Genomic DNA, 20,706 nt, shown 5'->3' with positions numbered 1-20,706 from the left:
TCATCCTTCATTTTACCTAAATATAACATGTACAAAGGACGTAGGAAATAGAGCTACAATACAGCTCTATCAACGGATAGTAAACCGAGCTGTCGAAGTCCATGCATGATGCCATCCTGATCCACATCGCTTGTTACATATCTGGCTATTTTCTTGACCACTGGGTCAGCGTTTCCCATTGCTACACCATGGCCAACAAACTGCAGCATTTCCAGATCGTTCAGATTGTCTCCAAAAGCAATAACCTCTTCCCGCTTATAATAACCGAGATGCTGAATAAACTTCTCAATTCCAACTGCTTTGGAGCCCCCGGTCGGAATCACGTCAACGGCCACTTCATCCCACCGCACAAGTCGGAGCAGATCATTATATTCCACGAGATATGCTGACTCTTCTTCTTCAGTACAAAAGAGAGCCGCCTGATAAATATGTCTGCCCAAATAGTAATCGGGATCACATCCCGGTACAGGTATTTTATGCGGGGCATAACTAGCTTCAACGCGCTTATGGTAAGTCATATTCATTTTCGTATTTTCTTCACTGGTGTAAATGATAGGTTGATCCAAGCTTATAGCATATTCATTAAGTGAATGAAGAACCTCAGGCGGGATCGGATTGCTGTAAACTACGTTTCCTTTATAAACAACATACTGACCGTTTAAACTGACATAAGAATCGATGCCTAGCTCTTCCCGCAGCTCCTTGAACAGAAACGGTGGGCGTCCTGTCGCAATTGCAACCTCGTGTCCGTTTGTTTTTAATTCATGAATCGCTTCCTTTGTTGACAAGGGCACCTTTTTATCATGGTCCAATAGAGTCCCGTCTATATCAAAAAAAACTAGTTTTTTGTCCATATTTATTTCCTCCTCATATTTCTGTCACCTATGAAGCATAATTCATGAAAAGCATTTCAGGTCAAGGAAACACATTAGACATTTTTTTCTGAATACCTCATAATTAACCAGCTGCTAATTAATCAGCTGGTTTTTTCTATACTTATGGATGGATTTTTGTTCTTTTCTCTGGGATAATGTGGGATAGTAATTATTTTAATTTATCCACACATATCTGATTAGGGGGATTTTAGCATGAGTGAAAAACGTGTCATTACCGCCGAAGACCTGCACCGTATGCACTGGGTGAATGATCCGGTCGTCTCTCAACAGAGCGGCGCGATAGCGTACGTCTCAAAAACAGTCAGCGATAAACATGACGGTTATCGCTCCCATATTCGCCTGATGGATGCAGACGGAAGCCGTGATATTCCTTTTACGGCGGGAGAACAAGATGCTGCTCCAGCTTGGTCACCGAACGGTTCCCATATCGCTTTTCTTCGAAAACATGAAGACGCACGACAAGTATGGATCATTCCCGCTGATGGCGGCGAAGCTCGCGTAATCACGAATGTTGAGCATGGAGTCAGCGCATTTAAATGGTCTCCAGATGGAGAATCTTTACTGCTCAAAGCTGAAACAGCTGATGGGGAAGAACTGGAACTTGAAAACGAAAAAGCTGATCAGCCTAAAATGCCTGAGGAAAAAACGATAGATCGCATTAAATTTAAAGCCGATGGCGGTGGGTTGTGGAACGGCCGTAGAAGTCATCTTTTCCTGTGGGACCTCTCAACGGAGCATTGCACTCAACTTACTTCCGGAACTTTTGATGTATCTTCCTTTGCCTGGTCAACGGATGGACAAGATATTGCCTATACTGCTAAAATTTCATCCGATGATTATCAGAATCCTGATTTAAGGCTTACGAGTGATTTGTTTATCGTAGATCGTGAAGGCAAGTCGACTAGACAAATGACGGACGGAAAATTATCGATTGATTCCATAACATATACACCGGATGGAAATTCCATTCTCATGCTGGCAGATAACTTGTCCCATGGATTTGCTACTCTGACCAGAATCTATCTGATACCTACACACGGCGGATCATATCGCGCACTATACGATGATATTGATGTTCAGCTCGGTCACAGCTGTGTCAGCGATATGCGTTCTGGAGCCGGAACAGCACCTTTGTTCAGCCAAGATGGGCGGTATGTCTATGTACAGCTCAGCCGTAATGGCGGTGTTCATATTGGACGCTTTGCATTGGATGGTTCGGAACATCATGTGGAGGTCAGCGGGGATCGTGAGATTTACCAGTTTGCACTAACACATGACGAGAACATCGTATTTGCAGCCGCAGATCCTTTGCAGCCAGGTGATTTGTTTACATACAACCGAACCAACAGTGAAGAGAACCGCTTGACCCGCTGCAATGAAGAGTTATGGGCAGAGCTTGAGCTCAGCGAACCGGAAGTGTTCACGTTTGAAACTTCAGACGGCTGGCCGATTCAGGGATGGATGATGAAGCCTGCAAATTTCAAAGAAGGCTCTAAGGTTCCGGCCATTTTGGAAATTCACGGTGGTCCTCAAGTAATGTACGGCCATACCTTTATGCATGAATTCCAGCTGCTAGCTGCTGCAGGTTATGCTGTGTTCTACACGAATCCCCGAGGTGGTCATGGCTACGGACAGGTTCATGTGAATACGGTCCGCGGTGATTACGGCGGAAGAGACTATCAGGATCTCATGGAAGCAGTGGATTATGTACTGAAGACATACACTTATGTAGATGAAACACGCCTCGGTGTAACGGGCGGCAGCTACGGAGGCTTCATGACTAACTGGATTGTTGGACATACGGACCGCTTTAAAGCAGCCGTTACTCAGCGCTCCATATCGAACTGGATATCTTTTTACGGGGTAAGTGATATTGGATATTACTTCACGGAAGATCAAATTTGGGGCAACCCTTGGGATGATCTAGAGAAGCTCTGGAAGCATTCCCCTATCGCTTATGTAAAAGATATTCACACACCTCTGCTCATCCTTCATGGCGAGCAGGATCTGCGCTGCCCGATTGAGCAAGGTGAACAATTGTTTGTGGCGTTAAAACGACTGGGCAAGGAAACTCAATTCGTCCGTTTTCCTGGGGCAGATCACAATTTATCCCGAATCGGTAACCCGCACCTTCGTGTAAGACGATTAAGCCATATCGTCCGCTGGTTTGTAGAACATATTGATCGCTAGAACACAAAAGACTTTGACCGCTTTTACTACGGGTCAAAGTCTTTTTAAATGCGTCTGATCTACACATTAACCATTGGGGATTGAGGTCCGATCTTAAGAACCTCAATGTTGTGTGACTCGGCCCATTTTAAAATTTCACGGATTCCTTCACAATTGGCATCCATAAATTTAAATGTGCTCCGAACCCACGGTCTCTTCTTCCCCTTCAGCTTAAAGCCGAATGCTGCACTTCGGCAGCCTGAAACCCGGATAACCTCAATGTCTTCAGCCTTTATAATCTCTCCATGAATACGAATTACATTAGAATCGCTTTGAATTTCAACACCGCGTCTTACCATTCTGGCGTATATTTCTACAATGAGTGCGATCACCATGATGACGTTCACTGCCATCTGAGCGTAGAACAGCACCGGGAACGATTGTTGGGACCAGACCCCGATCTGAAACATGATAATGCTGAACACCAAGGAAACGAAAATAACTTCTTTCATACGGGTGGCATATTTGATTTGATAGTTCATAATAAATACACTCCAATCTCTGTAAATAAACTCATTAAATGAAAGTGCTTACAAAACATCTTACCTTATTATACCACCTTTGTACATAATTTAGACACATTCAAGCCACATTTTTGTCAATTATTTTTCGGAAATATTCTTGCTTTAATGAATTTTATTGATCTCAATTATAAGTATTTGTCCCATGAAGTGATTTAATAGTCCTGCAAAATAAACAAAAGGCCTCCTTCTTGACGAAGAGGCCTTTACCTTTTTACCCATATTCTTAATGGATCGATCATTTAATGCGGTAAAGCTTCATACCTGTTGCAATGGAATCAATTACTGTAATGAGTGCGATGACATAAATAAGCCCTTCCCTAGAACGCTCCCAGATCGTACTAACCGTTTGGAAACCCTCACTGCCTTCTGTAATAGCACCTGCCTGCACCAGCTCATTCATAAAATGATGATTCCAAATGGATACGTCTGTAAACATGAACAAGGTTAGAATCAGAGACATTACATTAAAAAACAGATGAAAGACAACGATTTGTTGGGTCCACTTTCTCGTAATCATTTTCATACAATCCCTAAGGATACCAATCGCTGCTAGCACCCAAATAAACGGAATGTATTTACGAAACACCTCTTCGTTAAACACAGGTATGATCGTAGACTGTCCGTCACTGATCCGAGTTACGCCTACCAGATTTAGCCAATAGGTAAACAACACAAGAAATACAATTGAAAAAATAATTCCGATAATGGGCTCAATCGGCTTAATTACGGTTTTGGGATCAGGGATGGATGGCAAATCAGATAGTTTCCACCTCTTCTTCGCACCATCTCTGTTATCTGAAGGGCGATCTCCCCGGAGTTCAATCAGCGCAAACACGATTGTCACCCATGCAAAGCCCTGAATACTTACGGAAAGCAAGGAAGCCAAGTATTCTGAAATATGTTTTGCAATATTGACCGTTCCCATAAATAATTCGATGACAAATCCGACGCTTATCGCTATCACAACCGAAAACAAAACAATCTTGAGTACAGCTAGGTAAGGGTCAAACCGTTCTGGACTGATTAAGTATCGTTCCTTCCCCCGATACTTATCTGCCAAGACAGATGGATCACCGAGTTCAAGCAGCACTTCTTCCACGTCGCTGTCTTGCACCGGCCTACCATGACTCCGTTCGTCCAGCATATCTTCGATCAGACCCGTCAATTCTTTTTCAATTTCCAATCTTTGTTGCGCAGGCAGCTTTTGTGTTACCGCATAAACATACTTTTTAATGAGCTCCATTTATTATCCTCCTCCATGGTCAATTAAGCCTTCCAGACTGCTGATCATATTTCTCCATTCCAGACAAAGCTCTTGGTACACTACCTGACCTAAAGGGGAAAGTGAATAGTATTTTCGCGGGCGTGCTTCGTTAGTATCCCATTGACTTTCTAAGAGTTGTTGCTTTTCCAACCTGCGAAGGAGCGGATACAATGTTCCGGGATCTACACTGATCCCCTTTTCCTCCAGAACGGATACGAGTGAGTATCCGTATTGGGGCTCTGACAGTTGACTTAGAACACCGAGAATAATCGTTCCTCGACGCAGCTCCTGCATCAAACCATTGATGATTTCATTCACTTCAGTCATATGATCAACTCCTATGGTTATCATACTGTATGTCACACACTATTGTAAATATACAAATATCATATCTCGCATAATATATTTTATGAAAGTTCCCAGAACACCATAACGCGTCGCATTAACAGTGGTCGAAAAATTGTCCTTATTAAAAAAGCTGGCCCGATTTATTATCGGCACCAGCTTATTGTGATCATTTTATTCCGCTATCTTTCTGATCGCGGTCTACTTCCCACCATCTAACGTATTGCCCCGTATAACAACTGCTTCCTGTTCCCACTTAATGTTCAAGGAGATCGACCCTTCTTCAAAAAGATCAGGATTGTCCGATACCTGAAAATGTAAGTGGGCTTCCGTGGAGTTACCTGAATTGCCGCATAATCCGATCAGATCGCCTTGGCTCACCTGATCTCCCGCTTTCACTATCACAGAACCTTGTTTCAGATGGGCGTATATACTGTATTCGCTATTCCCATGATCAATAATTACGTAATTACCCATAGGCTGATCCTCGTTCGTAACACCTACCGGGGAATTGTCCACTATATCATTTTCTGACATAAGGACTTTGCCTTCAGCTGCGGCTATTATATCTTGACCAAACACATAATAGCTCTCATTGTGCACTGGATCACCCTGATATGTGTACCCATTCTTCATCTGTACTAAGTCCACAGCATAACGCTGACTCTCATGTTCGTAATGATAGTTATTCATCACGTGATGGCCTCCCCAAAACACAAACCACTCCCCTCGAAAAGGAAGCTTGAATGTCGTCTCGGTCTGTTGTTGATCGGTCTCCGGAAACCTTTCAAGCGGACACAACAAAAGGCCGACTATCGTCCCCGAGCCATCCATAGCAGCTTGAATCCCCTTCAAACCACTATTGTCGATCCAGTTCAGTGTTGTGATTCCATCGAAATTACTCTTCAAATCCACCTGAAATGAAATTACACCTTGTATGTATTCGTCGCTCATCGACTTGAATTGGTCAAAAGTTACAATGGATTGAAGTTCTTCACTCATGTTCTGATAGATTTGGCTGTGCTGCCCTATCATTATTAAAGCGGGTATATCTTCTATAAATACCTTTTGTAACATAAACATATCCCCCATCGTAAAAATTTATTGCCGGATTGAATGTTTGTATTTTTTATATTATTCTCCAATCCGACGCTTTCTCATATCTATATGATCAGTATAAGCTCAGGACCTTATGGCAGCAAAAACACAATCTTAACAGACATTGAATTTTTCAAAATTACCCGTAAGCATGTTAAGCGGCTGTTAAGGTACCTAGAGAGAAGGACATAAGTCTTTATCGGGCAACAAAAAGAACCTCAGAATAAAAATCTGATCAAATGAGCAACATTACAAGAAAAAGAGCGAGTGTTGGTGGGGATATGACCCTCAAACTCGCTCTTTTCGTTACATCATTGCTTCTATAATATTTCTAGCTATTTCATGCTTGTATTTCCTCAACTGAATCCCAGCGATGGCTGAACTTCTCGAGGCGCAAATGAACCTGTTCCGGCTTCGACGACAATATAAGTCTCAACTTGACGATCCATTCCTCAAATGAAGAAAAGGAAGCGAAAACATTAGCCATCTCCGGCGACATATAAATAAAATACGGTGCCGGATATTTCTCAGTCAGATGACGAAGCGCCGCATCAATCGGGGTATACTTCTTCCGTTTCCCTTCCCATGACTCCACAACGACACTGCCATGGTTTAACTCGTCTGTCCATGCAATCAGCGGCTTTTCCCGCTTATAAAATGCACTGGCTGGCTCCTTCGACATCCGTTTCACGGTCTCTTCATGAAGTGGATATAGAACCAACTTGGCAAAAGACTGGCTTTTCAGCAGTTCAAGTGCCGTATTCAGATCCGCTTCCCGGGTATCGCCAAACGTATCATAATAAATTAAGGTTCCTTTAGCTCCTTCTTTTGGTGGCTCGAAGCCGTACGGAACATGCTGTAAATTGCGTTTCATACAACTTCTCCCTTCTCTCTTGATGTTACTGTTTCCTATATCATGCTGTCCTACTTATCTATTCCCCATTATTGGAGAATCACTAACACGACGGATCCATAACGGGAGGTTTACGATATTTGGTTGCCTGTTCGTAACCATAAGCAAGCTTGAATAATGTAGGCTCACTGAAAGCAGTTCCTACAAAGGTAACGCCCTGCGGTCCCTTGGTGTTATAACCACCAGGTGCAATAACTCCCTCCTGCGCATAACCACCTGGAACGGTGATAGTCGGGTAACCCATTTGAGCAGCAAGATCGTTGCAGTCTTCATCACCTAGAAACATAATCGCATCTAACTGGTGTTCTCTTAAAACAAAATCGATCCCCTGTTCACCTGCAAGCTCCAAGTTTTGCTTTATACTGTCCAAATACTCCTGCTCTGTAAGTGTACCGCTCGTTTCTTCACACATAATCAATAGATTTTGCCCATATTTCAGAGCTTTGTCAGCATGTTCTTCATTAAAAGCGATCACGTCCGCCAATGAATGCACAGGAATGGATTTTTCTAGTTTGCCTAAATAATCATTGAGGTACTTTTTAAATTCATACTTAAGAACGACCGATTTCCATTGTGTTTCTTGGCTTGGAAGGTCTACCGGATCAATGACGGTTGCCCCCTGCTCCTTCAATACCTCTATGGCTGCCTCAATGACCTCGAGTCTGTCCTTGTCCAGATCCTTGTAATAATGGCGGGGAATGCCGATTCTAGCCTTCTTCAAATAGGCTTCATCCAAAAACTCCGTATAGTCCAGATTCACATGCGCCGCACTTGCCAGCGTTTTCTCATCACGTTCATCCACGCCTGCTAATGCACTAAGGATAATCGCCGCATCGCTAACCGTTCTCGTCATCGGTCCAGGAGAGTCCTGTGTGTATGTGATCGGAATGATACCTGTGCGGCTGACTAAACCAACCGTTGGCTTGATTCCGACAAGGCAAGTCTGACTAGCCGGATTAATGATGGAGCCGGATGTTTCGGTGCCTATGGCAGCTGCGCATAAGTTAGCCGCCGCTGCCGCTGCTGAGCCCGAGCTTGACCCGCCAATGAATAAATCCCCGGGACCATACGGATTTAATACCAGTCCTCCACGCGAGCTGTAGCCTGCCCACATGGTCGTTGACATAGAATTGGCCCATTCGGTCATATTGGCCTTTCCGAGCAGCACCGCCCCAGCAGACCTAAGCTTAGCGGCAACAAAAGAATCCTCAGAAGCATATGAATCAGCTAATGCAAGCGACCCAGCGCTCGTGTGCATCCGGTCACCTGTATCAATATTATCTTTTAGCATGATCGGTATCCCGTGCAGCTTGCCGCGAATCCCTCTTTCCCGACGTTCCATATCGAGGCTTCTGGCGATCTCGACAGCATCCGGATTGACCTCAAGGATAGAACGGAGCTTCGGATCATACTGGTTTATGCGATCTATATATAACTGAACTATTTCTTCTGAAGTGATCCAGCCATTCCCCATCGCCTGCTGCATATCGGTAATGGTTGCTTCAACAATCCAATTTTCTTTATCTACTAGCATATATTTGACCTCCTAATTATTCGGTTCATAAGTTATATCATGACAAATTAACGTTTCATATTTTCACCGCCATTAACAGATTATGTTACGGATTCGGGAACAGAGGACAAAAATCCTCTAATCCGTTCAAAAAGAATGAAATAATCGGAAGGAAGAAACAAACTATTTCTTAACCCTTATATGTAAACACAATAGACAATAAGTTCATCCTTTCAAAAAAAATCAAGGGCTGTCTCCATTGATGAAATCTTATGGGACAGCCCCTGTCATGCATTAACTAATAGTAATGATTGGTGCTGATATAGTCGGCTGTGTTGTTATTGTTGATGTTGTGTCAGCAAAACTAGAAATTTCCACAAGAACCGGGACACCTACTGAAACTTCTGTTGTATCCAGAACTAAATCGGCAGTCGTAAGTGTTGAGAGAGAGCTTTGCTGCAGTACTCCATTGATATAAACATTGGAATAATCGGACCCCGTTAAGGCTGGAAATGCGGTAATCGCTGCATTTGCATCATCTACAAAGCTGGTTGCAGGCATCGTTGTTGAAACTGCACCTATCATATCAGCAGTGATTGAAGCAAAGTAACGTGTTACTTCAGGAGTCACCGAAGTACTAATTGTTCCTCCAGTTGCTACGGGAGCAGTAGCGACTGCATTATATACCGGCTTGATAACTGGCATGTTCTCACTCCTTTCTTTTGTTTTTTTAATAAATGGCAGAAACGATAGCCAATATTAGTAAATGATTAATATCTTTAATTTGCTTCCGCTATAATTACTTTTATTTTCAACTAAATCGATCTATTGAACATAAACATAGTTACATTCACTCCATAAAACAGGTAGATGTCCACTCATCTAAGCGTTCAACCACATATGTTAAATGAACGTATACTGAGGAGGTGATTACACAGATGAAATCCATTACCCCAAGAAAAAAAAGCACTAAAAATAAATGTAGGAGAAGATCTTATACCATTAAAAGGAGGAGAAAGTGCCGCCCTCCAAGAAGGGCTAGGCTATTCTGTTTTAATCGAACTTTAAAGCCTCAAGTGCTGCAAGGACCCCAAGGTCCTCAAGGTCCTCAAGGTCCTCAAGGTCCTCAGGGTTCACAAGGTGCTCGGGGTCCAGAAGGACCGCAAGGATTGCAAGGTCCTGAAGGTCCTCAAGGTCCTCAAGGTCCTCAAGGTCTTCAAGGTCCTCAAGGACTACAAGGTTCACAAGGTACTCGGGGTCCAAAAGGACCAAAAGGTTCTCGGGGTCCAGAAGGACCGAAAGGTTCTCGGGGTCCAGAAGGACCGAAAGGACAGCAAGGACCCCAAGGTTTAGCAGGAACGCCAGGAGCTCCAGGTCCGCAGGGACTCCAGGGTCCACAAGGAGATCAAGGACCTCGTGGGCCCAGAGGTAAACCGGGAGTTGTGACTATCCCCTCTATATTTATCTTACCGGACGTACAAAGATTTTTTTATGAGCTTGACTCGGATATCGTTTTAGATGCTCCCCTCGTTATAAACGCTGATCAATTTACGGATGATAATGGAAACACCGCAGTTTCCTTAGCGGACTCTGGTCCGAACAGTTATACCAATCTATTCATTAACGGCATGATCCAGGAAGGCCGTATATACAAGGTTAATTCTCAGGCTATGATCATTGAATCACCAGGTGATTATATCTATGCAGGTACTCCTATTATTTTGGAGACTCATCGCTTCACTGCGCAAATCGTATCATGATGTGTTTATACTTTATTATCTCTTAAAAAAACCACTGATTTCATCGAGGCCACTAAAAAAGTTCACTTTATGCTAAATAGGTGCAGTTTCCCAAAATTTTGAGGAGACTGCACCTATTTTTCTGTAATAATTTGTTAAGTAACAATAAAGTTGTTTAATTGATGACTCAAAAAGAAAAAACAGTTTCTAAATTAGCACAGCCTTTTGATATGTCTTTGGCTGCTATTTCAAAGCATATAAAAGTTCTGGAGAGGGCAAAATTAATTGATAGGAATGTAAATGGAAGAACATTAGGGTTTACATTTATGTTTTTGGGACTTAAACAGTTAGTTGAAACAGAGAGACAACAACAAAATATTATGTGAAGAAAGGGAAGTTAAATATGAAGAACGTTACACCATTTTTAATGTTTCAAGGCGGAATTGCAGAAGAAGCTATGAAATACTACACATCACTCATTGAGGATTCAGAAATTAAAAGCATTACTCGATACGGGTCTGAAGGACCCGGTGAAGAAGGTACAGTTATACAAGCTGTATTCTCATTAAAGGGGCAGGAGTTTATGTGTATCGACAGTTACATTGACCACGAGTTTACGTTTACCCCATCTTTTTCTATCTACCTTACGTGTGATACCGAAGAGGAAATCGACAGCCTTTATAAGAAAATGATGCAAAATGGAACAGCACTCATGCCTATAGATAATTATGAGTTCAGCAAAAAATTCGGATGGCTGAATGATCAGTTTGGCGTATCTTGGCAGTTGAACCTTCCTGAGTAATCTAGTTGCAATGGAGTGTGATGAATCTGATAAAGTAAGAAACAAACCAAACAGGCCTGCTTAGAAAATGAAAAGACGCCCCTCACCCCAAAAAGCTGGGGATGAAGGTCGTCCTACAAACTATAAGAGAATATTATTCTACAACGACACCTTTCTTCAGAATCACGTTAGCGTAAAGTGCTTTTTCTCCCGTTGAAACAATGGCATACGCTTTTTTCGCACGTTCATAAAAAGCAAATCGTTCAACCTCTTCTAACTCGATCTCCACTGAATGATGCTCTCTTACGATATTTCGGTATTCATCCCAGATTGGTGTTTCCACCGTGTCGCCAGGTGTGACAGCCATCAAGGCAACCGGAGATTCAACATAAACATCCAAAGGGAACAATGGCAGTATCGCATTTAGCAGCTCCGGAATTCCGTGACCATCACAGCGAATCAGACGCTGCGCATGGCTTGCTGCCGGAAAATTGCCGTCACCGAACACAATCTCATCAGCGTGACCCATTTCCATTAATATTTTGAGCAATTCGGGTGAAATCAGGTTCGAAATACCTTTTAACATCGCTACGCAACCCTTCTCTTAGATATCATGCAAGGGTAAGAAAAGTGATACATTAACTTGAGCGCAGACCGCGGGTGATTCCGCTGTATTTGGCAAATGCTTCATTCCATTGTTCTGTGCTGTGTGGATCAAAAGACACTATCGGGAAAGATTTCTTGACGAGCTCTATGCCCTCTTCCCGGCTTTGAAGTGTACCGTTCGCAATAAATTGGACAAGCATGTTGCCTATGGCGCTAGCCTCAACCGGACCCGCCCATACCGGGCGTCCCAGAGCATTAGCAGTGAACTGGCAGAGAAGTTCATTTTGGATACCGCCGCCAACCATATGCAGCCCTGCATACTGATTTCCGGTGAGTTGCTCGATTCTTTCCAATACCTCACGGTATCTAAGTGCAAGGCTTTCCAATATACATCGCACAATGTCACCCTTACTTTGCGGAACCGGCTGATCCGTCTCGCGGCAGTAGTTCTGGATGGCAGCTGTCATATCCGGAGGATTCATGAAACGTAAGTCATCCGGATCAATGAAACTGCGGAAATGCTGGGCCCCTTCGGCCAACTCCACAAGATCACTGAACGAGTATCCGTCCCCCTCACGATCCCATTGTCGTTTGCATTCCTGTACAATCCACAGTCCCATAATGTTTTTCAGTAGCTGGAAAGTGCCATGAGCTCCGCCTTCATTGGAGAATCCATGCTCCAGTACATCCGGGTGGATCAGAGGCTCACTTAGTTCCGTACCGAGAAGGGACCATGTTCCGCATACCAAATATGCAAAAACTGGAGAGTCAGCAGGTACGGCTACTACAGCAGATGCCGTATCGTGAGAAGCAACAGCGATCGCATGAATAGCTGGAACATCAAGCTCCTGGCACACAGAGTCCTGAAGATGCCCGATGATCGTCCCTGGTTCCACAGGATCTATGAACAGAGACGGATCAAGTCCCAGTTCTTCGATAAGCCGTGTGTTCCATCTTCTGTCCTTCACGTGATACAACTGTGTCGTTGTTGCCATAGTAAACTCACATACCTGCTGTCCCGTCAGAAAATAATGAAGCAGATCCGGCGTTAACAACAGCTTATCAGCAATATCCAGCTTCGGAGAACGGGCCTCCACCATCGCATGTAGTTGATAAATCGTGTTAAACGGCATGAACGCCAGGCCACTCTCATCAAATAAACGCTCCCTACCAACCTGTGCACATGTCTTCTCCACCATACCGATCGTTTGCGTATCCCGGTAATGATAAGGAATGCCTACGAGCTCTCCATTTCTGTCGATAAGTCCAAAGTCCACGCCCCATGTATCCATACCATAACTTTTCGGTGTGTACCCGGATTGAAAGGCCTTCTGGATGCCATTCTGCACTTCCTGAAAAAGCTTAGCTATATTCCAGTGCAGGTGATTTCCGAATTGGACCGGAGTATTGGGGAAACGATGAATCTCAGTAATTTTGAGCAGCCCCGGCTTTCCCTTTTCCTGCTGGATGATTTCTCCGATTAACGCCCGGCCGCTGCTTGCCCCCATATCAAATGCCAGTACCGCAGATGTATCGTTCATCAAAAGTACCACCCTTCAAGAAAAAGATTACTTCATCTTTTGCAACAGCTGAATACGGTAATCCTCACTCTCAAGCGCCGCAATATCATCCACTTCCTGATCACTTAACGGCTTAGGCGTACCGGCTGCACGAGCGCTCAAATAAATTTTCGCGCTTTCTTCAACAACTTGGGTACGGTAGTAAGCCTCCCGAAGATTACGCCCAGTTGTGACCAAGCCATGGTTTCCGAGCAGGATCGAGCTTGCTTCGGTCACTTTCTCAGCTACTGCATCGGCCAGCAAATCTGTTGTCGGAATGATATATGGGATGTAGGAAGTTCTGCCGACAAGTGCCGCCTGATCAGGAAACATAATTGGAAGTTCCTGCTCAATCAGTGTAAAAGCGATACAATGCGATGGATGGGTGTGAACCATGGCTCCCATGTCCGGTTTCGCCCGGTAACCATACAGATGCATAAGGACTTCAGAAGATGGTCGTAGACCGATATCTGTAATAGCTCCTGTTGGAATATCTACTTCAATCCACTGCTCCGGTTCGATTTCCTCTAACGCGAAGCCGCTCGGAGATAAGTACATCTTATCTCCGGCTCTCGCACTGATATTTCCACCTGGTCCAACAACCAATCCGTTATCCACGATTTTACGGGCATATTTGCAGAGCTCGTTTCGTGTATCTATGTTTTGCATAAGGTTTCTCCCTTCGTCAACTCCAGCTTATTTATAAAGCGGACCGAAATTTTGACATGCACGGAAATCTGCGCTTTCCGAGTGTTCTGTGCCGAACATGCCCCATGCTCTTGGACGGAACATCTTGTCAGCAGGGACATTGTGCATGTTGACCGGAATTCGGAGAATAGACGCGAGCGTAATTAGGTCTGCTCCGATGTGTCCGTAACTGATTACACCATGATTCGCTCCCCAGTTATTCATCACTTCATATACACTTGTAAATGCTCCTGTACCTGTCAAATTCGGTACGAACCAAGTGGTCGGCCATGTCGGGTCCGTCCGCTGATCGAGCGTATCATGCACATGCTCAGGCAGATCAACGGAATAGCCCTCTGCAATTTGCAGCACCGGACCGAGTCCCTTCACCAGATTCAGCCGGGACATGGTCATAGGCATACCACCGCGGGTCAAGTAGTCGGTCGAGAAGCCTCCGCCTCTGAAATACTCCAGAGAAGCCGGTCTCCATTGTGATGCTTTCAACGTTCTTTCAACTTCCTCGTCCGTAATTTCCCAGAAAGGTTTCATGGCAGGCTTGCCATCCCGCTCCTGTTCACCCGTACCGTCTAAAGCCGCAGAACCGGAGTTAATCAGATGAAGAATTCCTCCCTCTGCTTTCCCTTCCAGCTTGTATCCCGTAACACGTTCCACCGAAGCCGGACTCCAGTATGTTCTGACATCCGCAAAGATTTGCGCAGTGTTCGTCAGCAAGTAACCGAACAGCATATTCACACCATTCAAGCTGTCGTTCTCGGTAGCAACAATGTACGGAGAGCGTTTACCATTCCAATCAAATGATGAATTCAGCATCGTCTCTAGGAAATCACCATTTGGTGAATGATCCGTCCATTGTCTCTGCCCTTGAAAGCCGGAGGCAATAGCTCCATGGCCCTGCGCTTCTTCCCCGAAACCAAGCTCCGCCAGACGAGGGTTTCCGATCATCAGATCGCGAGTAATTAGCGTCATTTTGACAACTGTTTCCCATTCCAGGTCTTTTCTCTCGCGGCTGCTCTGCAGATGCTCTGGATTGTTGTCCTTGCCTTCCTTACAGCTTTCCTTCACCCATTTCAGCGCCGCCTCATATTCCTCCGGATCATAGATCCCTTCTTCCAGACGGCGAGTAAACTCACTCATATCAACATATTCGTTGCGCATACCTAGATACTCCTGGAAGAACGTGTCGTTCACGATGGAACCGGCAATACCCATCGAAACGGAGCCCATCGATAAATAAGATTTTCCACGGAGGTAAGCTGCTGAAAGCCCGCTTCTTGCAAAACGCAGTAGCTTCTCCTGAACGTCATCCGGAATGACGCTATCTCCTTCATCCTGTACGTCCTCACCGTAAATGCCGAACGCAGGAAGACCTTTCTGTGCATGGGCTGACAGCACCGCCGCCAAATAAACCGCTCCCGGTCTGCCCGTTCCATTAAAGCCCCATACCGCCTTCGGAAGTGATGGATCGGTATCCATCGTTTCTGTACCATAACACCAGCAAGGAGTGACGGTAATGGTTAATCCTACTTCGGAGTTTTTAAATTTTTTTGCTGCCGCTTGCGCTTCCGCAACACCACCGATACATGTATCGGCGATCACACACTCCACCGGTTGTCCATTGGGATACCGTAAGCTTTCGGATAACAGCTTCGCAACCGCTTTTGCCAAATTCATTGTTTGGTCTTCAAGTGATTCGCGAACCCCTTTTCTTCTGCCGTCAATCGTCGGCCGTATGCCAATCTTCGGAAATCCATCTCTCCATCTGTAATCGCTTTCAATCATGATCTAATACCTCCTGGAATTTTACTATTATAGATCTATTGTAATGAGGTTTGAGACAGGCGATAACCCACTATATTGTTGTATCCTGACAACAAAACAGCAATAAAAGTGAACATTATTATATAATGAGTCTATCACTGGATTTTTGGAGGGACTTACGGTGCCTAAAATCGAAATACCATACAGCAAAAGTGATCAATTCTGTTTTAAACGCAACCCAGAACTCCTTTTTGCCGGTCAAGTTGTAGATGAGTCATTTTTCTACGGGCCTCCGCAAATCCACGATTACTGTGAAATTATTTATATTGTCGAAGGAAGCGGAGAGTTTATTATCGGTGGCAAAACCTATGAGCTGCATCAAGGAGATGTAGCCATATATAATCCGGGAGTACCTCATGAAGAGCGATCCAGAGCATCGGGACCTTTTAAGGTCATATACTGTGGTGTGGACAACCTTCATATCGATGGTGTTCCTCAGGGGATGCTGCTTCCCCCTTATGTTGATCCGGTCATTTCATGTGAGAAATATGCCTATAAAGTGGAAAGCTATCTGTCCGAAATACTGCAGGAATGTGATTCCCAGGTACTCGGATACGAGACACTGAGTACGAACCTTCTCATGTCTCTCATTACGGTCATCTACCGCATTGTGGATGTGAAACATCAATTCCAGTCGCTTAAAGGCAAGAATGAAATCGCTCTTCGTACGAAACATTTTATTGATAAGAATTATACGCAGAGCATCAGCCTTAAGGACATAGCCGATACACTGTATGTGAGTCAGCATTATTTATCCCATTTATTCAAAAAAGAACTCGGCGACTCCCCCTTCAACTACCTCATATCCCGCAGAATTGAAGAAGCCAAGCGCCTGCTGGCAGACTCCGACAGCCCAGTGCACGAGGTGGCATCCCTTGTGGGCTACGGGAACGAGAAATACTTTTCCATGTTGTTCAAGAAAGTCACGGGACTAACACCGAGTTCATTCCGGGATCAGGAACGCAGCGGACAATCGAACATGAACAAGAGCTAATGACAGACACGAAGCTGGCTTGAAGGGTCTATTCAAACCTTTCAAGCGGCTCCGTTCTCTATCAACAAGCTTAATTATTCATAAATGACCGCCTTAATTTCTTCGCTATCGATATTGTTCTTGTCATACCAGTAGAATCCGGTGTCGATTACAGGTTCGAGCTTCTCTCCCTTAATGGCTGCAACAGCTGCTTTCACAGTCTCATAGCCAATGCCGACCGGATTTTGCGTGATTGCCCCCGCCATACTACCGTTTTTAATGGCGTCTATTTGTTGTTTACCGGAGTCAAACCCGATGACGGTAATTTTCCCTTCCATCTTCATCTCTGCGACCGCGTTGATTACTCCAATCGCCGAACCTTCATTAGCTCCGAAGAAACCTTTGAGATCTGGATGAGCCTGCATAATGGCTTTGGCAAGATCCGTCGATTTCAAATGGTCTCCTCCTCCATACTGAATGTCGACAATTTGAATATTGGGGTACTTCTCCTCAATCTGTTTTTTGAAGCCATCCCGCCGGCTTGCACCGGTTACACTCGTCTGATCATGAACAATCATGGCAATCTTGCCTTCATTACCAATCAACTCAGCCATTTTGTCTGCCGCGAGTGCTGAAGCTGCCATGTTGTCAGTCGAAGCCGTGGCAAGCGGTATATCACTATCTACACCGGAGTCAAATGCGATAACTGGGATATTGTTCTCCTTCGCTTTTTTCAGAAGCGGAATAGAAGCCTGACTATCCAATGCAGCAAACCCGATTGCACTTGGCTTTTTATCCAGAGCGGCCTGCAGCATTTCAATCTGCTTATCCACTTGGGACTCTGTTTCCGGACCTTCGAATGTGATCTTAACATTGAATTCCTTCCCAGCTTGCTCAGCACCTGCCTTAACGGCTTGCCAGAACTGATGCTGAAATCCCTTGGATATAATCGGGATATAGAGTTCTCCTTCCGTTTTTGCGCCGGATCCTGAATCACCTGGACTAGGCGTGTCACCACCAGAAGCTGTATTTTTCGTCGAGCTGCATGCCACCAGCAAACTTGTGGTCAGCATCAAAACCAATGCCAATACGGATAGCTTTTTCATTATCAAATCTCCCCTTATTTTTGAAATGAGTACTATCTATAGATCTTCCTTCTGGAAGTGTCTACCGCAGCGAATGAAACAGATGTGTATACCGGGACAACGTCTTTAAGCCTTACGTCGACGAAGAATATCTGCATATACAGCCAAAATAATGACGATACCGACAACAACCGTCTGCCATTCCTGAGGAACCGAAAGAATACGCAGGCCATTCGTGAGCACACTCATTATAAGTGCGCCGATAACGGTGCCAACAATCGTGCCTTTCCCCCCGCTAAGTGAGGTACCTCCAATAACGACTGCAGCAATCGCTTCAAGCTCATAACCGGCGCCCAGAGCAGGGTTGGCAGAATTGAGACGCGAAGCCATCAGCACACCGGCTAAACCTGTAAAAGCACCTGTCAGAGTGTAAATGACTATTTTCCAAAAGTGAACATTCACCCCTGACAAGCGGGTCGCCTCTTCATTACTACCGAGCGCGAAATTATAACGACCGATAATGGTCTTTGACAAAATAATATAGCCAAGAATGGCAGCGAGGAAGAAGATCAGGACTGCGTTCGGAATATCAAATCCAGGAATGATAGCCCCCAATACGGAACCCTGTGAAACCTCCATAAAAACTTCTGCATCGTTAAAATAGATCGGTTTCGCACCCGAGATGACCAAGGCCAGGCCTTTAGCAATCATCATCATGGCCAGTGTCGCGATAAAGGGCGGGATTTTCAATTTGGCCACGGCTGTTCCGGATAGCAATCCGCAGAACGCACCTGTCAGGATGCCTCCAGCAATGCCTAAAGGAACAGGCAGACCCCAGAAGGTTATAAATACACCGGTCATCACAGCGCTTAGCGTCATCACCGTACCGACAGACAGATCGATCCCTCCCGTGATAATAACGAAAGTCGATCCAAGTGCCAGAACTCCAATAACCGCAGTAGAAAACAGGATGCCAACAACGTTTGAAAATTGAAAGAAGTTTCCTGATGAGAGGGAGAAAACAACGATAAGAACGACCAAGCTGGCAAGAGCCAGCACTTGCTGAAGAGCTCCTGATCTGGTTCTGAGTTTAATATTCATTGTAATAATTCCTCCTGACGTGATTGGTCGATGACATTACATTCTCGCGGTCGCCAGGTGCATGATCTTCTCCTGCGTGGCTTCTTCGTGTCCAAGCTCGCCGGTGATGCGTCCTTCGCACATGACGATAATCCGGTGGCTCATACGCAGTATTTCCGGCAGCTCCGAAGAGATCATGATGATCGATTTCCCCTGCTCCGTCAGCTCGTTTAACAGTTTATATATTTCGCTCTTGGCTCCAACATCGATACCACGGGTTGGTTCATCAAAGATAAGGATGTCGCAGTCCCGCGTCAGCCATTTTCCGATAACAACTTTCTGCTGATTACCTCCAGACAGAAACTTTACTTCCTGATCGATATGTGGCGTTTTGACTCTAAGTTTATCAACAACCTCTTGGGTTGACCTTCTGACCTTGGAAGATTGGATGAACCCGCCGAGCGTAAAATTCTTGTAGGAAGCGATAACAACGTTAGACTTTACATCCAGGTCAACAACGCAGCCGAAGCGCTTGCGGTCCTCTGACAAATATCCGATTCCTTGCCTGACGGCATCATGCGGTTCTTTAATCGTGACTTTCCGGCCATGGATGTAAATCTCCCCGGACTGGATTCTATCAGCTCCGAATATAGCCCGTGCCAGCTCTGTCCGCCCTGCACCAACTAACCCAGCGACTCCAAGAATCTCGCCCTTTTTCAGTGTGAAGTTGATGTTATTTAGTATCCTGCCGCGATTCAGACCAATCACTTCAAGCACCGTTTCACGGTCGCTGCGGGCATTCTCAGGTCTGGATGAATCATAAATTTGTCTGCCTACCATCATGGAAATAATCTGCTGATTACTTACGTCCGAAGTGAGTACCGTATCGATATAACGTCCATCTCTCATGACAGTAATCCGATCTGTAATTTGCTTGATTTCATCCATCCGATGGGAAATGTAAACGATTCCAACTCCAGTCGAGCGAAGCTGCCTTATGATTCTGAACAAGTCCTCAATCTCCGTATCGCTCAGAGCCGCTGTAGGCTCATCCATCACTAACACTTCCGAGTTAAACGATAGTGCTTTGGCAATTTCGACCATCTGCTGCTTTGCTACTGTTAAATCCGCAACTACGGTTGAGGGGTTCATATCAAGTCCCATTCGCTCGAAGAGCAACAACACCTGTCGATTAAGCTCCTTCTCATCCAGAAAGAGTCCCAGCTTCCCCCTTGGCTCACGCCCCATAAAAATATTGTGTGCAACGGTTAGATCCAGAGCCAGATTCAGCTCTTGGTGGATCATGCCTATACCGGAATCTTGGGCGGCTTTAGGACTTTCAATTTCAATCGGTTGACCTTTATATACAATAGTGCCCGCGTCCTTCTGGTAAACGCCGGTAAGCACCTTCATCATTGTGGACTTACCCGCACCGTTCTCGCCCATCAGGGCATGAACCTCACCGCTGAACAATTCAAACCGGCTGTCTTTAAGTGCCTGAACGCCAGGAAACTGCTTGTCGATCCCTTGCATAGTAACAAGTATCTCTCCCAAACTTCTCACCTCTTTACACAG

The 20,706-nt window shown here is 45.0% G+C and carries 21 protein-coding genes; 5 read left to right on the top strand and 16 right to left on the bottom strand.

Annotation, left to right across the window (positions count from 1 at the left end; all coding sequences use genetic code 11):
• Window positions 1–53: 53 nt before the first annotated feature.
• Window positions 54–854, bottom strand: coding sequence for a Cof-type HAD-IIB family hydrolase (locus tag AC2TF5_RS10905; protein WP_491302177.1), 801 nt, complete (start codon window positions 852–854; stop codon window positions 54–56).
• 234 nt (window positions 855–1,088) lie between these two features.
• Between AC2TF5_RS10905 and AC2TF5_RS10900 the strand changes: the two genes are divergently transcribed.
• Window positions 1,089–3,086 (top strand): S9 family peptidase, encoded by a 1,998-nt coding sequence (locus AC2TF5_RS10900; RefSeq protein WP_491302176.1) that lies wholly within the window; start codon window positions 1,089–1,091, stop codon window positions 3,084–3,086.
• 59 nt (window positions 3,087–3,145) lie between these two features.
• Here the strand turns inward: AC2TF5_RS10900 and AC2TF5_RS10895 are convergent, their stop codons facing one another.
• From AC2TF5_RS10895 to AC2TF5_RS10860, 8 genes are all read right to left on the bottom strand, one after another.
• Entirely contained in the window at window positions 3,146–3,607 is a 462-nt protein-coding gene (locus AC2TF5_RS10895; protein WP_491302175.1) for a hypothetical protein, read from the bottom strand.
• A gap of 277 nt (window positions 3,608–3,884) precedes the next feature.
• On the bottom strand, window positions 3,885–4,892 hold the full coding sequence (locus tag AC2TF5_RS10890; protein WP_491302174.1) for a hypothetical protein: 1,008 nt from the start codon (window positions 4,890–4,892) through the stop codon (window positions 3,885–3,887).
• Between the two features lie 3 nt (window positions 4,893–4,895).
• Window positions 4,896–5,240 (bottom strand): PadR family transcriptional regulator, encoded by a 345-nt coding sequence (locus AC2TF5_RS10885; protein ID WP_491302173.1) that lies wholly within the window; start codon window positions 5,238–5,240, stop codon window positions 4,896–4,898.
• 219 nt (window positions 5,241–5,459) lie between these two features.
• A complete protein-coding gene (locus tag AC2TF5_RS10880; protein WP_491302172.1) occupies window positions 5,460–6,335 on the bottom strand; it encodes a M23 family metallopeptidase in 876 nt (291 codons plus the stop codon).
• A 361-nt stretch (window positions 6,336–6,696) separates the two neighbouring features.
• Window positions 6,697–7,230, bottom strand: a complete 534-nt coding sequence (locus AC2TF5_RS10875; RefSeq protein WP_491302171.1) for a hypothetical protein — start codon at window positions 7,228–7,230, stop codon at window positions 6,697–6,699.
• Window positions 7,231–7,312: 82 nt separating this feature from the next.
• Window positions 7,313–8,803, bottom strand: coding sequence for an amidase family protein (locus tag AC2TF5_RS10870; protein ID WP_491302170.1), 1,491 nt, complete (start codon window positions 8,801–8,803; stop codon window positions 7,313–7,315).
• Between the two features lie 273 nt (window positions 8,804–9,076).
• On the bottom strand, window positions 9,077–9,487 hold the full coding sequence (locus AC2TF5_RS10865) for a DUF4183 domain-containing protein (protein ID WP_491302169.1): 411 nt from the start codon (window positions 9,485–9,487) through the stop codon (window positions 9,077–9,079).
• 348 nt (window positions 9,488–9,835) lie between these two features.
• Window positions 9,836–10,180 (bottom strand): hypothetical protein, encoded by a 345-nt coding sequence (locus AC2TF5_RS10860; protein ID WP_491302168.1) that lies wholly within the window; start codon window positions 10,178–10,180, stop codon window positions 9,836–9,838.
• A gap of 44 nt (window positions 10,181–10,224) precedes the next feature.
• Between AC2TF5_RS10860 and AC2TF5_RS10855 the strand changes: the two genes are divergently transcribed.
• From AC2TF5_RS10855 to AC2TF5_RS10845, 3 genes are all read left to right on the top strand, one after another.
• Window positions 10,225–10,542: a DUF4183 domain-containing protein gene (locus AC2TF5_RS10855; protein ID WP_491302167.1), complete on the top strand. Its 318-nt coding sequence runs from the start codon at window positions 10,225–10,227 to the stop codon at window positions 10,540–10,542.
• A 161-nt stretch (window positions 10,543–10,703) separates the two neighbouring features.
• Window positions 10,704–10,907 (top strand): helix-turn-helix domain-containing protein, encoded by a 204-nt coding sequence (locus AC2TF5_RS10850; RefSeq protein ID WP_491302166.1) that lies wholly within the window; start codon window positions 10,704–10,706, stop codon window positions 10,905–10,907.
• Window positions 10,908–10,924: 17 nt separating this feature from the next.
• On the top strand, window positions 10,925–11,323 hold the full coding sequence (locus AC2TF5_RS10845) for a VOC family protein (RefSeq protein ID WP_491302165.1): 399 nt from the start codon (window positions 10,925–10,927) through the stop codon (window positions 11,321–11,323).
• 133 nt (window positions 11,324–11,456) lie between these two features.
• Here the strand turns inward: AC2TF5_RS10845 and fucU are convergent, their stop codons facing one another.
• From fucU to AC2TF5_RS10825, 4 genes are read right to left on the bottom strand one after another with little or no spacing between them, the layout of a single operon-like run.
• On the bottom strand, window positions 11,457–11,888 hold the full coding sequence (gene fucU, locus AC2TF5_RS10840; RefSeq protein WP_491302164.1) for an L-fucose mutarotase: 432 nt from the start codon (window positions 11,886–11,888) through the stop codon (window positions 11,457–11,459).
• 52 nt (window positions 11,889–11,940) lie between these two features.
• The gene (locus AC2TF5_RS10835) at window positions 11,941–13,449 is read right to left on the bottom strand and encodes a rhamnulokinase (protein WP_491302163.1); all 1,509 of its coding nucleotides are present in this window, start codon (window positions 13,447–13,449) and stop codon (window positions 11,941–11,943) included.
• 27 nt (window positions 13,450–13,476) lie between these two features.
• Window positions 13,477–14,136 carry a class II aldolase/adducin family protein gene (locus tag AC2TF5_RS10830; RefSeq protein ID WP_241929580.1) on the bottom strand — a complete coding sequence of 220 codons (660 nt, stop codon included), beginning with the start codon at window positions 14,134–14,136 and terminating at the stop codon, window positions 13,477–13,479.
• Window positions 14,137–14,163: 27 nt separating this feature from the next.
• Window positions 14,164–15,954, bottom strand: coding sequence for an L-fucose isomerase (locus AC2TF5_RS10825; protein ID WP_491302162.1), 1,791 nt, complete (start codon window positions 15,952–15,954; stop codon window positions 14,164–14,166).
• A 160-nt stretch (window positions 15,955–16,114) separates the two neighbouring features.
• Here AC2TF5_RS10825 and AC2TF5_RS10820 point away from each other — a divergent pair, with 160 nt between their 5' ends.
• Complete coding sequence (locus AC2TF5_RS10820; RefSeq protein WP_491302161.1) at window positions 16,115–16,987, top strand: AraC family transcriptional regulator; 873 nt, start codon at window positions 16,115–16,117, stop codon at window positions 16,985–16,987.
• 74 nt (window positions 16,988–17,061) lie between these two features.
• Here AC2TF5_RS10820 and AC2TF5_RS10815 read toward each other — a convergent pair whose 3' ends face one another.
• The 3 genes from AC2TF5_RS10815 to AC2TF5_RS10805 all read right to left on the bottom strand — a co-directional run bounded on the left by AC2TF5_RS10815 (window position 17,062) and on the right by AC2TF5_RS10805 (window position 20,685).
• Window positions 17,062–18,072, bottom strand: a complete 1,011-nt coding sequence (locus tag AC2TF5_RS10815; protein ID WP_491302160.1) for an ABC transporter substrate-binding protein — start codon at window positions 18,070–18,072, stop codon at window positions 17,062–17,064.
• 105 nt (window positions 18,073–18,177) lie between these two features.
• The gene (locus AC2TF5_RS10810) at window positions 18,178–19,152 is read right to left on the bottom strand and encodes an ABC transporter permease (RefSeq protein ID WP_491302159.1); all 975 of its coding nucleotides are present in this window, start codon (window positions 19,150–19,152) and stop codon (window positions 18,178–18,180) included.
• Window positions 19,153–19,188: 36 nt separating this feature from the next.
• A complete protein-coding gene (locus tag AC2TF5_RS10805) occupies window positions 19,189–20,685 on the bottom strand; it encodes a sugar ABC transporter ATP-binding protein (protein WP_491302158.1) in 1,497 nt (498 codons plus the stop codon).
• Between the last annotated feature and the right edge of the window lie 21 nt (window positions 20,686–20,706).

The sequence above is a fragment of the Paenibacillus sp. JNUCC 34 genome, assembly GCF_058269055.1.
The sequence above is the reverse complement of the archived record's forward strand: the minus strand, read 5'-3'. Positions and strand labels throughout refer to the sequence as shown.

Excerpts from the sequence above, each read along its gene's own strand:
- AC2TF5_RS10905 (WP_491302177.1), bottom strand. The coding sequence starts at position 854 with ATGGACAAAAAACTAGTTTTTTTTGATATAGACGGGACTCTATTGGAC.
- AC2TF5_RS10900 (WP_491302176.1), top strand. The coding sequence starts at position 1,089 with ATGAGTGAAAAACGTGTCATTACCGCCGAAGACCTGCACCGTATGCAC.
- AC2TF5_RS10895 (WP_491302175.1), bottom strand. The coding sequence starts at position 3,607 with ATGAACTATCAAATCAAATATGCCACCCGTATGAAAGAAGTTATTTTC.
- AC2TF5_RS10890 (WP_491302174.1), bottom strand. The coding sequence starts at position 4,892 with ATGGAGCTCATTAAAAAGTATGTTTATGCGGTAACACAAAAGCTGCCT.
- AC2TF5_RS10885 (WP_491302173.1), bottom strand. The coding sequence starts at position 5,240 with ATGACTGAAGTGAATGAAATCATCAATGGTTTGATGCAGGAGCTGCGT.
- AC2TF5_RS10880 (WP_491302172.1), bottom strand. The coding sequence starts at position 6,335 with ATGTTACAAAAGGTATTTATAGAAGATATACCCGCTTTAATAATGATA.
- AC2TF5_RS10875 (WP_491302171.1), bottom strand. The coding sequence starts at position 7,230 with ATGAAACGCAATTTACAGCATGTTCCGTACGGCTTCGAGCCACCAAAA.
- AC2TF5_RS10870 (WP_491302170.1), bottom strand. The coding sequence starts at position 8,803 with ATGCTAGTAGATAAAGAAAATTGGATTGTTGAAGCAACCATTACCGAT.
- AC2TF5_RS10865 (WP_491302169.1), bottom strand. The coding sequence starts at position 9,487 with ATGCCAGTTATCAAGCCGGTATATAATGCAGTCGCTACTGCTCCCGTA.
- AC2TF5_RS10850 (WP_491302166.1), top strand. The coding sequence starts at position 10,704 with ATGACTCAAAAAGAAAAAACAGTTTCTAAATTAGCACAGCCTTTTGAT.
- AC2TF5_RS10845 (WP_491302165.1), top strand. The coding sequence starts at position 10,925 with ATGAAGAACGTTACACCATTTTTAATGTTTCAAGGCGGAATTGCAGAA.
- fucU (WP_491302164.1), bottom strand. The coding sequence starts at position 11,888 with ATGTTAAAAGGTATTTCGAACCTGATTTCACCCGAATTGCTCAAAATA.
- AC2TF5_RS10835 (WP_491302163.1), bottom strand. The coding sequence starts at position 13,449 with ATGAACGATACATCTGCGGTACTGGCATTTGATATGGGGGCAAGCAGC.
- AC2TF5_RS10830 (WP_241929580.1), bottom strand. The coding sequence starts at position 14,136 with ATGCAAAACATAGATACACGAAACGAGCTCTGCAAATATGCCCGTAAA.
- AC2TF5_RS10825 (WP_491302162.1), bottom strand. The coding sequence starts at position 15,954 with ATGATTGAAAGCGATTACAGATGGAGAGATGGATTTCCGAAGATTGGC.
- AC2TF5_RS10815 (WP_491302160.1), bottom strand. The coding sequence starts at position 18,072 with ATGAAAAAGCTATCCGTATTGGCATTGGTTTTGATGCTGACCACAAGT.
- AC2TF5_RS10810 (WP_491302159.1), bottom strand. The coding sequence starts at position 19,152 with ATGAATATTAAACTCAGAACCAGATCAGGAGCTCTTCAGCAAGTGCTG.